This is a genomic window from Clostridium sp. TF11-13AC (genome assembly GCF_003481065.1).
Lineage (GTDB): Bacteria > Bacillota > Clostridia > Lachnospirales > Lachnospiraceae > Otoolea > Otoolea fessa.
In genome coordinates, this window is record NZ_QUKJ01000001.1 from 639235 (window position 1) to 654566 (window position 15332).

Below are 15332 nucleotides of genomic sequence, written 5' to 3' on the forward strand. Positions count from 1 at the left end.
GCATTAAAAAGGGATTCTCCCGAAGCTGGTTTTCAAAGAAGAATCCCTGTAACTGTTCAGTAGGTCTGCGCATTTACTGCGCTGACCGTACGAAAACATGGGTCAGCAGGCAAAAATCCCATTGCCGTAGGCAATTTTTAATGGATTTTTGCGCGTGACTGTGAAGGTACTGAACAGTTACGAATCCCTTTAATTTAAATCCGGCGTTTCCCCGTATAATCCCGCTTCCGGCGTTCATTTACGATATGATTCAGAATCCCGCCACCGATAATAATAACGGCTGCCATCATCAGCACACGTTTCGCCCCTTCCTGCGGAAGTGTGCTCTTAGACGCAATCGACGTAGTATTGAATTGAAGGGTATATTCGATTTCATGAGGCGTTCCCATCGCCAGTGTATCCGCCCTGACTGTAAGTTCTTTTGTCAGATCCAAAACAGGGATCGTAAAATGAGAATTTGCGTCCTTGGCACTTTCATTCTCGTATTTTCTATTATCTACCACCATGTAATCATAATTGGAACTGCTCCATGTGATGGATATGTATGCCGTTCCATCTGTCACCGTCAGAAGAGCAGGACTCTGGATCGAAGCCTTTCCGCTTCCTCCGGTCATTGTTACCTCGATGGCATATTCACCATCCTTCAGGGAAAGCAGCGTTCCAGCACCTGCCTGCGCTGTCAACGTCCACCGGCTGCTAAATAAGATACAAATGATTCCCAAAAGAATGAAACCTATTTTTTTCATAGACAGAAAACTCCTTACCCTGTGTTTATAAATTCTTTTTCTTATACAGAAACCAGGACGCAGCAATCGAAAAACACGCCAGATACAGAAGCAGGATCCCAATCGTTGTATAAGAAAATGCCTCATGATTGGCGATGCTGCGAAGCGCCGCACTGGTCTGCGATAACGGCAGATATTCAATCACCTGGCGCAGACCATCCGGCATACTCCGGGCTGAAAAGAATGTATTGCACAGATATGCCATCGGCATAATCACGTAATTCGAAAAGCGCGGCACATCGGCATGGTTTTTGGCATAAAAAGATACCACAACTCCAATTGTGGAAAACACAGATCCGTTTAAAAACATTAGAAGAAACGACCAGCCGTTAAAACAGAGCCCCGTTCCGATCGGCAAAATCAGAAGAATAATCACGGCTCCCGCATATAATCCCCGGAGACTTCCACCGATGATCTGTCCCGCGATGAACTGCCACAGCGGGGTAGGAGAGATGATGACCTGGTCAAATGCTTTTTCGTACAATCTCTGGACGTTTAAATTCTGGGCGATAGCATTGAAACTGCCGTTCATGGTCGTCAGGGCAACCACTCCCGGAATCAGAAAGTTCAGATACGATTGTCCGTGCGACATGGTCTGGATTCCAAGACCAAACACCAGAATATATAAAAGAGGGGCAATCATGGCAGCCAGCGTGATTTTATAAAAATCCCGCCGGAATTCTACCCATTTTTCCCATAACACAGTAAGAATACCCATTTTTACCGGCATTCCAGCTGCTGCCCGATTGTCTCCAGAAATACATCTTCCAATGTCGTACTGCGAAGCGCTGTTTCCTGTTCTGACGCGGACAAATACTGAATTGCCTCCTCCTTTCCATGAAAATAGTGTGATTTCAGCCCATCTGGTGAAGTCTCATCAACCGCATACCGCCCCAGCGTCTCTATCATATGCCCCGGAGCATCTGTTTCCTCCAGACGTCCACCGCACATAAAGCCGACACGGTCACAAAGCGTTTCTGCTTCCTCCATATAATGCGTTGTCAGAAGAATGGTAAGCTTTTGCTGATTCAGCTTTTTCAGAAGATTCCACATCTGACGGCGGGCAAATGCATCCATCCCTGCAGTCGGTTCATCCAGAAGAAGGATTTCCGGTTCTGTTAAAAGTGCCCGGCAGACCATCAGCTTCCGCTTCATGCCTCCGGAAAGCTTTCGGACGGTTCTCTTCCGATAATCGATCAACCCGCAGAATTCCAGCAATTCCTCTGACCGCTCCCGAATCTTTTTGATCGGCATATAATAAAGACGTCCCTGATATTCCATAATCTCGTTCATCGTCATATCCTGACGCATCGAGTATTCCTGCGTAACGACACTGAGTTTTTGTTTCAGCTGGTTTTTCTGACGGGTCAGCAGCTCTCCGTTGATCCAGATTTCACCCGAAGTCGGAAGCAGGAGAGTGGAGAGCATTCCGATGGTGGTCGTTTTTCCGGCACCATTCGGTCCCAAAAGCCCAAAGAACTCGCCTGTCTCAATTTTCAGGTTCAGATCCTCGACCGCCAGAAAATGATCGTATTTTTTTGTCAGATGCTTTAATTCAATCATGGTTCCCTTCCTTCACGACAATAATCGAATAATAACTTGCCCGTTCTGGAATTTCATCGATTTTATGATAAATATGCTCCTCTGGCATACCACAATTTTCGATCATGATACCTGTCATATGCTTTTCTTTCAGGGTCGCCTTGACAAGCGGCATCTTGGAAGCTGCTTTCATCAGAACCTTGGTACCTGGAAGTTCCAGCGCCGCCTCAATATCATAAGTGGACGGAATAATATGAAGCTGTTCTGAGCGGTCAACAAGACTGTCCTGAAGCTTGGCGCTGACCGCGCAGAAGGACGGAATGCCATTAATGATTTCAGTTGCATAACCATGTGCTTTTACAATTCGATGGATATAAATATAGGTACTGTAAATCGTCGGATCTCCGAGCGTGAGGCAGGCAACATCCTTCCCCTGTTCCAGCTGCTCTATAATCTGATTCGAGGCAGCCTGGTATGCTGCATTTAAAACAGCTTTATCTTTTGTCATCGGAGTAGTGAGGTTTAAGCATTCCTTTTCATCCAGATTTTCCACGATCCCGCTGGCAATTTTATAGGAAACTGCATTTTCCTTTCCATCCGCCGGTACCGCAATCACCGGGCACTTCTGAATCGTGTCAACTGCCAGATACGTCATGAGCCGCGGATCGCCCGGACCTACTCCTACGCCATATAAGGTTCCTTTTATCATAAACATTTCCTTTCTGTGAAAACTGTGAGAAATTCAAGTGTTCAACTTTTAAAATTTTTGTACGATGCCTTTTTTGCTTTTTTAATAAAGTACGAAATTAGCCTTTTTCAAAAGTAAAAAATTTTGTACTTTATAGTTAGTGGTTAATAAATGGCTTAGATACAAGGATTATAGCATAAAGTACAAAAATTTCAAAATGCACTTTATTTCAGAATGTACTTTATTTCGAAACAGAATAAAGTACATTTTCAAATCGCTCCATTTTGGAAATTTCATAAATAGTGGAATAAAGTGGGTTACAAGAATTCCAAAAGCAGTTATCCGCAAAAAGGGTTAATGTCAGTGGAATGTATTTTGGATATGTTCCCCAAAATGGAAAACAAATACAGATGAGCTTACCCGATGGCTTTGACTGTTATCAGTCTACACCATCGGTTTCCTCAAGTCCAGCTAACCCCTGAATAGTAACTGAGAGGTCATTGTATAGTATGAAGTTGTATTCTAGACAGAAAAATTTTTTGGATGTATACTATAGAGTTGGATTTACTAAAAAGCAAAAGCAGGAGGAAATAATACTGTGCGCGATGTACTGCGGGAAGAAAAGAAATTTCTGCTGAATCAGGCAGAAGCTTTAAAACTCCGGAATTATCTGTCAAATGTGGTTCATACCGATTTACATAATGGATCCGATGGTTACCAGGTACGTTCTTTGTACTTTGATTCTTTGTCAAATCGGGATTTTCAGGAAAAAGAAGATGGTCTGGAGTTAAGAAGGAAGTTTCGTTTGCGGGTATATAGTCCTGATGCGGATTTTGCACTGTTTGAAATGAAGCAGAAGCAGGGACCATATCAGCGAAAGCGATCATTAAGATTATCCAGAAAGGAAGCGCAGGCTCTCATTGAGGGTGATTATTCTGTACTTTTAAACAGTGGCAGTGAGTTTGGACAGGAATGTTATTCAATTATGGAAATGTGGGCATACCGTCCTAAAACAGTTGTAGAATATGACAGATTTGCATTTATCGCGCCAGAAAACTCTATTCGAATAACCTTTGATTCCGGAATACGGGCTAATGAAGTGAATTTTAATGTGTTTGATAGAAATCTGGTGTTAAACAGTGTAATGTCGCCTTTTGCTGTAGTGCTGGAAGTAAAATACAATGGCTTTTTGTTAAGCTATATCAAGCATATGCTTCTGCCCGTTCAGAAAAGCGAGCTTTCCGTGAGCAAATATTGTATGGCAAGACAAGTTGGCTGTAACTACAGGTTTTAGGAGGAAAGGAAATGAAAGAGACGATTTATAACCTGCTTGCCCAACAGGGGGATATGACCTGGCAGCAAATTATAATGCATATTCTGGTAAGTGCTGTCATTGGTCTGTTTATTTTTATTTCATATGTGATTTCACATAAGGGAACGATTTACAGCAAAAAATTTGGAGTAACACTGATCGTTCTGACGGTTATGACAGGAACAGTTATGACTGTCATAGGAAACAATATTGCATTGTCGCTTGGTATGGTCGGTGCATTATCTATTGTGCGTTTTCGAACTGCAATAAAAGATTCCAGAGATACTGTATATATTTTCTGGACGATTATTGTGGGAATATGCTGTGGAGTTGGAGATTATCTGGTTGCTGCAGTAGGCAGTTCTGCTATTTTTCTTATTTTTCTTATCATGGGAGCGATTCGCAGTGATAACCGTATGCTTTTGATCATCCGTGCAAAAAGAAGCCGCTGTGAAAATATAGAATCCCAGGTCTTTCGTTATTTTGGGACTGGTGTCGTTCTTCGGGTAAAAAATACGACAGAGGAAAATGCTGAGTACATTTATGAATTATCCAGAAAAATACTGGAGAAAGTTCAGAAACAGTATCCGGCTTTAACAGATGATTTCTATAACCTTGGACAAATCGAAAGTGTTAATATTGTAGCTCAAAGCGATGAAATTTATAACTGATATGAAATATAAAATAATAGGATTTATATGCTGCTTTGCGGTTATCCTGATTGCCGTTTTTGCGCCATTGTCTTATAAGGACTACCGAAAAACGGAGAGAATTCATCAGCATGAACAGGAAATTCCCCAGGAACCATGTACGGATCCTGCGGATGGCGGTCTGTGTACATATCTTCCGATTGTCAAAATTGATACAGATGGGATAGAAATCCCGGGAAGACCCATTAAGGATGATGGAAACAACCGCATTTATACACGCGCTACGGATGGGGAAACTACAATTGCTGCTCAGATGGATATAATTGGGAATGACAGCAAAGAGTACCATCATGCAAATGAAACGGCAGATGTATCTTCTGAAATCCGTATACGAATGAGAGGTAATTCCTCAAGAAAGTTTGATAAGCCAAGCTATGCCATCAGACTTGTAGATAAAAAAGGGGAAAACAATCCGCTTTCCATTATGGGAATGGATGCGCACCATGAATGGGTATTATACGGTCCCTGGCTCGATAAAACAGCCATACGAAATTATATGTTTTACAATCTTGCCGGAGAAATGATGTCTTATGCGCCAAATGTAAGATTCTGCGAAGTAATTCTTAATGGTGAATATGAAGGTCTATATGTAATGACTGAAATGATAACCGGCGGAAAAGATGGCGCCAGGCTGGGACTTCGTGTAAATGCCAAGCGCAGCACATTTTCCGGATACCTGCTTCGCCTGGATCATCAGCATGCGGGCGAAGAAGCTTTAAACAGCTTTACAACGTATACCTACAAAACCCCCTTCCTGCTGCAGATAGAATATCCCGGAAACAGGAACAGGGATGCCAGACTGACAGAAGAAATCCGACAGGATTTTTCAAATTTTGAAAAAACTCTGTATTCATATGATTATGACAGGGAAAAACATGGCTACACTTCTATGATAGATGTAGACAGCTTTGTAGATTACTTTATAATCAATGAGCTTTCCAGTAATGCAGATGCCGGAAACTATTCCACTTATATTTATAAGGGAACCGATAATCTGTATCGTATGTGTGTATGGGATTTTAATAATGCCTGCAATAACTATTTCGAGGAGGAACTTCCTTATACAGGATTTTTCCTGAACAACCGATTATGGTTTGAAATGCTTATCAAAGATGAGGATTTTACTGAACGGATCATCCAGCGATATCATTCCTTGCGAAAAGGTCTGTTAAGTGAGGAATCACTTTATCGTTATATCGATGAAACCCTTGATTTTATCGCACCAGCTCTTGCAAGAAACGATGCACGATGGGGAAGTGTGGAACAGCAGGCAAAGGGACTTCTGGTTCCGGTATCGAGAAATCTTGACAGTAGATCTGCCGCTGAAGGACAGTTAAAAGGTTACTTGCGAAACAGAGGAAAATGGCTGGATGAAAACATTGAGACTCTGCGTCAGTATTCAGCATCCTCCCGTGTAAAGCAGTATAATGAGGTTAATGATTAAAATATGAAACGATTTATTATCAGTATATCTGCCATCATTCTGCTTGTATTTATTGGATTTATAGCTGTGTTTTATGGCGGATTTTATGTAGACTCAGGCCGAGACAATCATGTAAACACATTTGTCCGGACTGAGAATAAAGAGATACTTATAAAGGACAAAGATAAGTGGAAACCATTTGAAGTCAGAGGAATTGACATGGGAAGCGGTATTCCAGGTGAATGGTCTACCGATTATGCGATCACCAAAGAAACCTATCTGCGCTGGTTTCAGCTGATCCAGGAAGCAGGAGCAAATACGCTGAGAGTCTATTCTGTCCAGAATCCGTCTTTTTATAATGCGTTCTATGAATACAATTCCCAACATGAGGAGCCGTTATATTTACTTCAGGGAATCTGGGTAAATGATTATATACAGAACTCCCGAGTGGATGCATATGCCGACTCCTTTGCAGGAAAGCTTCTGGATAATTGCCTGGTCACTGTAGATGTGATCCATGGAAAACGACTTATCATCAATAATGATGCAGATACAAGTACAGGACTTTATTTACACGATATCTCGAAATGGGTGCTGGGATATATTATCGGAAATGGATGGGAAGATACAACCGTTGCATATACAGATGAGAAATATCCGGATATGGAACCGTATAAAGGAACCTATCTTACTGCTTCAAAAGATGCCTCTGCCTTTGAATCCCTGCTTGCAGAAACAGGTGACAGGATGCTGTACTATGAATCAACAAGATATGATGAGCAGCGTCTGATCTCCTTTTCCAGTGGAAATGCAACAGATCCTTTTGATTATCCTAAAGAGATTGCAGAATATTTCCGAAAATGTGCCCGGATCGACGCAGAACATATAACTGCAACTGATAAATTTATATCCGGTCAGTTTGTCAGCTACAGTGCATCTCCATATGATCAGGATTACCTTTCCTGTATGGAATACACAACATGGAACAGCTTGTCTGATAAAAAGATTGACTTTAGTGACTGTATCACTCCTGACGGAAAAAGGAATACTTATCGGGCATATTTAAGACTTTTAAACGAACATCATACAATGCCGGTTTTGGCTGTTGAATTTGGTGCAGCCACAGGACGAGGTGAGATTCAGGAGAATCAGGTAACCAGCAGAGGACTTGGATACTATTCTGAAAAAGAACAGGGAAAGATTCTGGTAGATTGTTATGAAGACATTATGGCTGCCGGACTTTCCGGAGGCTGTGTCTACTCCTGGCAGGATGAATGGTTCAAGCATACCTGGAATACCATGTATGCTGTAGATTTAAGCCGTAATATTTACTGGGAAGATGCTCAGACAAATGACCAGCATTTTGGCTTGCTGGCATTTGACTGTGGGGAAAAAGAAAGTGTTTGTTACGTGGACGGGGATACTTCCGAATGGACGGATAAAGATATGGTGATCCAATATGAAGACGGCTCTTTCATCAGTGTGAAGTATGATGCCTCCGATGTTTATTTATATCTCCATAAAAAGGGCTTTGATCTGGAAAATGACACGCTGTATGTTCCGGTTGATACGACCCCTAAAACAGGCAGTACCCGTATGGAAAATTGTACAGCAGAATTTGAAAGACCTACAGATTTTGTACTGATCTTAAATGGAAAAGATAATACTCGTCTGTTGGTTCAGGATCGGTATAATCCCATTCATGCCAATTATGAGGAAGATATTACAGGAGAAGATTCTTATATTGATCCACCGGCTCGGGATAGCGCTGTATTCGAAAATATCTGCATGGTATTACGGGATGTTATTGGTCAGTATCAGGATGCTGCCACACCGTTAAGAACCTTTGAAAGTGGAAAGCTGCATTATGGTAATGGAAATCCATCTGCATCTGATTATGATTCCAGAGCAGATTTTATCTGTAACGGAGATGATGTGGAAATTAGAATCCCATGGCAGCTGCTGAATTTTTCTGATCCGTCCCGAATGCAGATTCATGATGATTATTATGACGGAAATTATGGCATTGAAGCAGTGGGGATCAAAGAGATGTTTATAGGTCTTGGCAGAGAAGGAAATACTATCGAGATGGGACGGCTTAAACTGAAAGGATGGGAAAATACAGTATCTTACCATGAAAGATTAAAAGAAGCATACCAGGTTCTGAAGACATACTGGACAGGAAAGGAACACGAATGATAGCACAATTTGTGATTGTTTTTTATTTTATTGTCTGTGTGGGGATTATTCTGTTTAACTGCTTCACAGAGATAATTTCAAGATATCGTTCCTGTGTTCTGAAAAGGAGGGAACAACGATATTGCGAAGAATACAGACAGTTGTTTTTAGATAATATAACGGAAAATAAAAAGCAGGAAAAAAGGCTGGTTAAAGAGCTTCAGTCAACCAGTAGACTTCTGACGTTCAGTGAAGCATTATATAAAATTGAAAACAGTATGCCGGAACAATTCCAGCAGGGAATAGCATCTGTAAGTCGGCTGATGGAAGAACTGATACCGGTTTATAAAAGAAAATCGGATACGGAAAAGGCCTGCTTGGCTTATGTATTTGCCATATTTCATATGACGAAATTCCAGGCCAAGGAAATTGTTTTCCCATTTCTTTTTGAACTGCTTGGAAATAAAAGTCTCTATTGCAGAGAGAATGCTTTGCGGGCGTTATACAGTTCAGAAGATATACACGCAGTTATGCAGGCATTGGAATTCCTGAATGCAAATGAGCAGCTGCTTCCGCATAAAAAAATACTTGCAGATGGACTTCTTTCCTTCGATAAAAAAGAAGAACTGATACCACTCCTTTGGAAAAAATTGAGTGAATTTCATCCAAGGATGCAGGTAAACCTGTTGGATTATATTCGATATGCATCGTCAAACTGGAAGGATGAAATGCTGTCTATGTTGGAAACAAGCCAGGATATGGAAATTCAGATCGCATGTGTCCGCTATTTTGGCAGATATCAGGATGAAAGAAGTGTTTCTTTTTTGCTTCATCACGCCAAAGAAGAAAAGGAAGGGGTCTGGGAATTGCAGAATGCCTGTATTTCCTCTCTTGCTATGTATCCCGGACCGCAGACACTGGAAATTTTGAAAAAAGAGATTTACAGTAAAAACTGGTATGTCCGTCATAATGCTGCAAAAAGCCTTGCAGTTCTGAATACAGATAGGGACGCATTAGCTGATATTTTACAGGGAAATGACCGCTATGCAAAAGAAATGTTAGAGTACCAGTTAGATGCAGCAAAAGCACAAAGGAGGGCGGGTTTATGACCGATGCATTTCGTTTTTTTCTGGAATGTGTCAATCTGTTTTTTATTATATATCTGATTGGATATTCCAGCTTTTTGTTTTTGTCGGTTGTAGCAGGAGCAATTGAACTGTACAAATCATACCGCCTTGAACAGCTGCACAATAAACTGTGGCAAAGCTATTACATACCGGTTTCCATTCTTGTTCCGGCTTATAACGAGGAGATCACGGTGAAGGACACAGTTACTTCACTTCTCAACCTGGATTATAAACTATATGAAATTATAGTGATAGATGATGGTTCTAAAGACAAAACATCTCAGATCCTGATTGATGCATTTCATATGGAGCGAGTGGCGCGCCCGATCCGTCATCTAATCCAATGTCAGCCTGAGGAAGATGTTTATGAATGCCCGAACCAGAAAGTACCCATTACTTTGATCCGCAAGAAGAACGGCGGAAAAGCAGACAGCTTAAATGCCGGAATCAATGCAGCCAGGTATCCTTGGTTTATCTGCATGGATGCGGACTCTATTTTACAGCATGATTCGCTGGAGAAAATCATTCGTCCGGTTCTGGAGGACGAAAATGTAATAGCCGTTGGTGGAAGTGTCCGTCCAGCCAATGGTGTTGTCATAAAAAAAGGTCATGTGATAAAATATAGGCTACCTAGAAATATAATAGCAAGAATGCAATCCCTGGAATATGACCGTTCTTTTCTGGCAGCACGTATCCTGTTGGATAAAATCAATGCAAACATGATCATATCCGGAGCTTTTGGATTATTTGAGAAAAAAACAGTGATTGCCGTAGGCGGATATGACAGCAGTACAATGGGCGAGGATATGGAACTGGTAGTCAGACTTCATGAATTCAGCCGCATGAATCGTAAGCCATATAAGATTGATTTTGCACAGGATGCCATCTGCTGGTCGCAAACACCGGAAAAATTAAGTGAATTGGGCAAGCAGCGGAAAAGATGGCAGAGAGGATTGTTCCAGTGTATGTGGGGACACCGTAAAATGCTGGCAAACCCACGGTACGGAGCTGTAGGACTTTTATCCTATATTTATTTTCTGTTTTACGAATTATTGTCACCATTTATTGAATTTTTTGGTATACTTACAATGGTTTTATCTGTGATGATGGATATGCTGAATGTGAAATTTATGCTGGTATTTCTTGCCTGCTATGCCCTGTATGGTATTTTACTCACATTAACTGCATATTTTTCAAGAATCTATACCATTGACCAGAGGCTTTCTTTTCGAGAACTGATCCTTGCTATTACTGCTTGTTTTTTTGAAACAACTTTTCTCCGCTTTTATCTGGCATTTGTCCGTGTGACTGCATTTGTGGGATACAAGAAGAACAAACTGAACTGGGGTAAACTGGAAAGAAAGAAAATGAACGGAATATAATTTTATTACTATGTCAATTTAGATTGATCGAAACGACGGGAGGAATTGCGTCCTATGTCACATTATTTAAATAATCCATGTTACATAAAGAAGAACAGAAAAAGAGAAGAAGAATAGAGGAATAAAAGAAGAGAAAAAGGAATGATGCAGACATGTTGAGCGCAGGCTCAATGTGGCTGCATTTTTTTCTTGTTTTTTTATAAAATCCTATTGACAAAATGATCCAGAAGCACTAATATGATATCATAACATTATATAATGATATATAATCAATCGATTGAAGAGGAATTCGACTAAAGAAGCTGAGGAAATGAAGGTAATAGGGATTGGGGACAATGTATGTGATAAGTACATCCATTTAAAAACCATGTTTCCTGGGGGGCAGACGCTGAATTTTGCAGCGTATGCCGGAGTGCTTGGAGCAGATGCTGCATATTATTTTAATCCGTTTGAATATGATAAGAAAAATGTACGGAATTTAAAAATGTATATGCAGTGACGAAGATAAACAGAGGGAGGAGCAGCTATGCGGTTTGCAGCGGTAGGATTCACCTGCATTGATGTATACAAAAACTTAAATATCAGTTACCCGACAGGCAATGGAATCGATCTGATGTTTAATCTGATGGATTTGGTTCCCGAGCTTGTGCCGTCCGTGGTGACGGCGATTGGAGATGATGCCTATGGACAGTCTATGCTGGAAGCGTGTCAGAAAAGGAAGGTAGATACCGGACATGTTACCATTGTTCCCGGGGGACAGACGGCAGTGATAGAGATGCTGTTAAATGGCAGAGACCGGGTGCATCACAGGGCGGAAAAAGGAGTCATGATTCCATATCAGCCAACGGGAGAGGATATGGATTTTATCCGGACACAGGATTACATTCATACCGATCTTTCGTGGAATGTGACCGGATTGCTGAAGGACATGAGAAGCAAGGGAACGAAGATCTATTTTGATTTTTCTAAGCGGTATCGGCATGAGGATGTTCCGACCATTCTAAAAAATATCAATTATGGTATTTTTTCATTTGAAGAGGAGACCGAGGAGGTAAGAGAGCTTTTGCGGATGGGCTGTTCCATGGGAGCCGAGGTGCTGCTTGCCACGTTTGGGGAAGGAGGCTCTCTGGCTTTTGACGGAACAGAGTTTTATCGACAGCCGTGCATACCGGCACCGAAGCTGGTGAATACCGTAGGCGCGGGAGATTCCTATGGCGCCGGCTTTATGAGCGGAATTCTTCGGGGCAGGAGCATACCGGAATGTATGCTTTCCGGCGCGAAAAAGGCTGCTGAGATTGTCAGTATATTTGAACCTTATCATGTGTAAAGGAAGCTTTGGAGAGAAAGGAGTTGTCGTTTCGTGATTATTGATGTACATGTACACCCGGTGTTATTTGGGCCGATCTGTACAGATTCGGACAGGGTAAATTTCAGAAAGAAGGCGTTTGGCCTGTACAAATCATCTCCTGTGCCCATGGAGCAGGTCATGGCCGTGATGGATCATGCCGGAGTGGATCGGGCGGTAATTCTTGCGGAAGATTATTCTGCATCGATGGGACAGCCGATTGTGTCAAACGAAGAAGTAAAGAGGATCGTAGAATTGTTTCCGGAACGCTTTATCGGCTTTGCCAGTGTCGATCCGCGAGAGGACTGTGCGGCAGAAAAACTGAAGAACGCGTTTGAAAAGCTGAATTTGATGGGTCTGAAGCTGAATTTATCCCATTTAAATATGTATCCGGATGACAGACGGTTAAAACCGTTATTAGATCTGTGCACAAAGTATGACAAGTCGGTGCTGTTTCACAGCGGCTTCAGCTGGGAACCGGATTCCCCGTCAAAATATACACGTCCGATTTTGTTTGAAGATATCGCCGTGGAATATCCGACGCTTCGGTTCTGCCTGTCGCATCTGGGATGGCCCTGGGTGGATGAGCTGTGCATGCTGTTGTTAAAGTATCCTAATGTTTATACAGATACGGCGACGGTATTTATGGACAGCCCCAAAAACTATTATGAACAGATTTTCTTGAAAAATATGGCTCCGGGATGGCTGCAGAATAATCTGATGGATAAGGTGATGTATGGATCCAACCTCCCCAGATTTCGCCAGGTCAGAACAAAGGACGGTCTGGAAAAACTGAATCTTCGTCCGGATGTGCTGAAAAAAATCCTGGGAGAGAATGCGGAAGTGTTTCTGGGAATGAAAGGAAGAGGCTATGATTATTAAATCTTATACGCATGAAATTGCCAGCAGACAGGAATTTGAAATGGTAAAAATCACAGATCAGGTGCAAAAGGACGTGGCTGCCAGCGGAATCACAGCGGGAGTTGTTTTTGTCATATCCATGCACACGACTACGGCGATTATGATAAATGAAAGCCTTCCCTGTGTAGAAAAGGACATTGAACTGACGCTGGAACGGTTGATACCAACAGACGGAGATTACGTGCATACCCATATGCTCCCAAGCTATGGAACCTGCAGCGGAAATGCCCCGGGACATTTGAAGTCAATGCTTTGCGGAAATCATTGTGTGCTTCCGGTAATAGATGGAAAAACAGCGGGCGGAAGTGCCCAGGATATTTATTTTGTGGAGTTCGATGGACTGAAGATAAGAAAATATACGGTTCAGATCATGGGAGAATAACCTGATTTTTCCTGTAACAGAGAATAGCGCCTTGCTTTGCCAAAGTGAGGCGCTATTCTTCTGTATCGAATTCGATGCCAGTGTGTGCATACGATTATAAGTGCTCACCAAAGCAACGGATTCTTTATCAAAAACGAAACATGGATGCTTGTACTTTCTGTAAAGGTTTGCGAAGAAAGGAACGGCATTATATTTGACTAAGAGAAGGTCACTTTACATCACGCAAAATGAGTAAAGTGACCTTTTTATGCAGGAGAAGATTAAACGGATGCCGGTTACAGAAGCAAGCCGAATGGCAGTGTACTAAAATTTGGTGGATGTAATTGAAGAAAAAATATGATATAATGTGAGTAACAAGTCGGAATTTGCCTGGCTGTATCCGTCTATCCATGAGAATGACCTGATGATCCAGATGTATGGAACGGAAGTCTATCATACAGTACGCCTTCTGAATGATTATTCGGAATATGGAGGATGATAAAGATTTTTACAGCAAGAATTCCGAAGATGTGCGTGAAACGAATGTTCGTCGGCGGTGTCTGAATGTAAGTCAAATGTCTGTGGGACTTAAGAAAGGAGGGAAATGTGCGTATGAGCTTGAGTAATAACAGTAGAAGGAAAGTAGGTCTGCTGATACTTGCCGTGACAGGTCTTTTAGCTGTAACGCCTATGCTGTCTGGCTGCGGCGGCAGCGGGAGGGAGGAAGCATTGAAGCAGGCTGTTTATGTAGGAACCGGCGGATATGATCCGGCCAATGATGGAAAAATCGTCATTGTCTGCGGAAAACTGGAACTTCTGGAACCTGCCTATGATGAGGATCTGGGCATCACCATTGAGGCACCTCGTGTGATGCGTTCCGGCCAAAAACTGAAAAAGAAGGAATTGAATCAGGGCATGACCGGCAATAACATGGAATGGAATTCTAATTTTCAATATGGTGATTTTATCGGAAAAGCAGATGTGGGCGAGTTCCATCTGGGCGAGGATTTCTTGCAGAACATGATGGTGAGATATGACCCTGACTTGGATGAGAAGATGCTTGAAGAGGCTGGATATGCGATTGTAAGGGATTTTAAGGGTAATACCAGGGAGGAGGATAAAAACGCAAGGCCTTATGTGGGAACTGCCAGAATGGGCCGGGGTGTCTATGAAGAAGGGGACGTCCGGTATGATTATACGGTTCCGGGACCAAAGCCGGGAGAGATGGTGACCATCATAGGCATTCAGAACCAGGATACTATCAATTATGTAGAGGGAACCTATGAAAATATGTTGAGTGGAGAGCTGGATAAGGACACGGCGATCCATAAAACAACACATCCTTAAGATTGTTCGTATTTGAGTGAAAGTGAATGTCCGTGAAGCTTCAGTTTGCCGATGCCAAAAGGTTAAAACAGAATATCGCGGAGACGATGGCATGAATAAACTATACGATTTATTAAAATATATTATCTATGCGAGTTTCTACATGATTGTGATTAAAACGGGTATGGATTTCTATGGGTATAAGCGCTTTCCGAAACTATACGAATCGTAT

Annotated in this window: 15 protein-coding genes; 11 read left to right on the forward strand and 4 right to left on the reverse strand. The window is 42.0% G+C overall.

What is annotated here, in order from left to right; genetic code table 11:
• Positions 1-194: 194 nt before the first annotated feature.
• From DXD12_RS02770 to cobI, 4 genes are read right to left on the reverse strand one after another with little or no spacing between them, the layout of a single operon-like run.
• The gene (locus DXD12_RS02770; protein ID WP_118467691.1) at positions 195-746 is read right to left on the reverse strand and encodes a hypothetical protein; all 552 of its coding nucleotides are present in this window, start codon (positions 744-746) and stop codon (positions 195-197) included.
• Between the two features lie 25 nt (positions 747-771).
• A complete protein-coding gene (locus DXD12_RS02775) occupies positions 772-1515 on the reverse strand; it encodes an ABC transporter permease (RefSeq protein WP_233430146.1) in 744 nt (247 codons plus the stop codon).
• Positions 1506-2348 (reverse strand): ABC transporter ATP-binding protein, encoded by an 843-nt coding sequence (locus DXD12_RS02780; protein WP_118491399.1) that lies wholly within the window; start codon positions 2346-2348, stop codon positions 1506-1508. The genes DXD12_RS02775 and DXD12_RS02780 overlap by 10 nt, the downstream gene beginning before the upstream one ends.
• Positions 2341-3036, reverse strand: coding sequence for a precorrin-2 C(20)-methyltransferase (gene cobI / locus DXD12_RS02785; RefSeq protein ID WP_333549078.1), 696 nt, complete (start codon positions 3034-3036; stop codon positions 2341-2343). The genes DXD12_RS02780 and cobI overlap by 8 nt, the downstream gene beginning before the upstream one ends.
• Before the next feature lie 577 nt (positions 3037-3613).
• Between cobI and DXD12_RS02790 the strand changes: the two genes are divergently transcribed.
• The 11 genes from DXD12_RS02790 (at position 3614) to DXD12_RS02840 (ending at position 15121) form a co-directional block, all read left to right on the forward strand.
• A complete protein-coding gene (locus DXD12_RS02790; protein ID WP_118538223.1) occupies positions 3614-4309 on the forward strand; it encodes a polyphosphate polymerase domain-containing protein in 696 nt (231 codons plus the stop codon).
• 11 nt (positions 4310-4320) lie between these two features.
• Positions 4321-4998, forward strand: coding sequence for a DUF4956 domain-containing protein (locus DXD12_RS02795; RefSeq protein WP_118467686.1), 678 nt, complete (start codon positions 4321-4323; stop codon positions 4996-4998).
• Between the two features lie 373 nt (positions 4999-5371).
• On the forward strand, positions 5372-6481 hold the full coding sequence (locus DXD12_RS02800) for a CotH kinase family protein (RefSeq protein ID WP_243101135.1): 1110 nt from the start codon (positions 5372-5374) through the stop codon (positions 6479-6481).
• 3 nt (positions 6482-6484) lie between these two features.
• Positions 6485-8659: a hypothetical protein gene (locus DXD12_RS02805; protein WP_118472343.1), complete on the forward strand. Its 2175-nt coding sequence runs from the start codon at positions 6485-6487 to the stop codon at positions 8657-8659.
• A gap of 509 nt (positions 8660-9168) precedes the next feature.
• A complete protein-coding gene (locus DXD12_RS15125; protein ID WP_147353128.1) occupies positions 9169-9747 on the forward strand; it encodes a hypothetical protein in 579 nt (192 codons plus the stop codon).
• Positions 9744-11147, forward strand: coding sequence for a glycosyltransferase (locus tag DXD12_RS02815; RefSeq protein ID WP_118472341.1), 1404 nt, complete (start codon positions 9744-9746; stop codon positions 11145-11147). The genes DXD12_RS15125 and DXD12_RS02815 overlap by 4 nt, the downstream gene beginning before the upstream one ends.
• Positions 11148-11673: 526 nt before the next feature.
• Positions 11674-12474: a PfkB family carbohydrate kinase gene (locus DXD12_RS02825; RefSeq protein WP_106999878.1), complete on the forward strand. Its 801-nt coding sequence runs from the start codon at positions 11674-11676 to the stop codon at positions 12472-12474.
• Between the two features lie 33 nt (positions 12475-12507).
• Positions 12508-13374: an amidohydrolase family protein gene (locus tag DXD12_RS02830; RefSeq protein ID WP_118637294.1), complete on the forward strand. Its 867-nt coding sequence runs from the start codon at positions 12508-12510 to the stop codon at positions 13372-13374.
• A complete protein-coding gene (locus DXD12_RS02835; protein ID WP_106999876.1) occupies positions 13364-13795 on the forward strand; it encodes a secondary thiamine-phosphate synthase enzyme YjbQ in 432 nt (143 codons plus the stop codon). Before DXD12_RS02830 ends, DXD12_RS02835 begins: the two co-directional genes overlap by 11 nt.
• A gap of 346 nt (positions 13796-14141) precedes the next feature.
• Complete coding sequence (locus DXD12_RS15755; RefSeq protein WP_270487071.1) at positions 14142-14273, forward strand: hypothetical protein; 132 nt, start codon at positions 14142-14144, stop codon at positions 14271-14273.
• Between the two features lie 113 nt (positions 14274-14386).
• Complete coding sequence (locus DXD12_RS02840) at positions 14387-15121, forward strand: hypothetical protein (RefSeq protein WP_118637296.1); 735 nt, start codon at positions 14387-14389, stop codon at positions 15119-15121.
• Positions 15122-15332 lie beyond the last annotated feature (211 nt).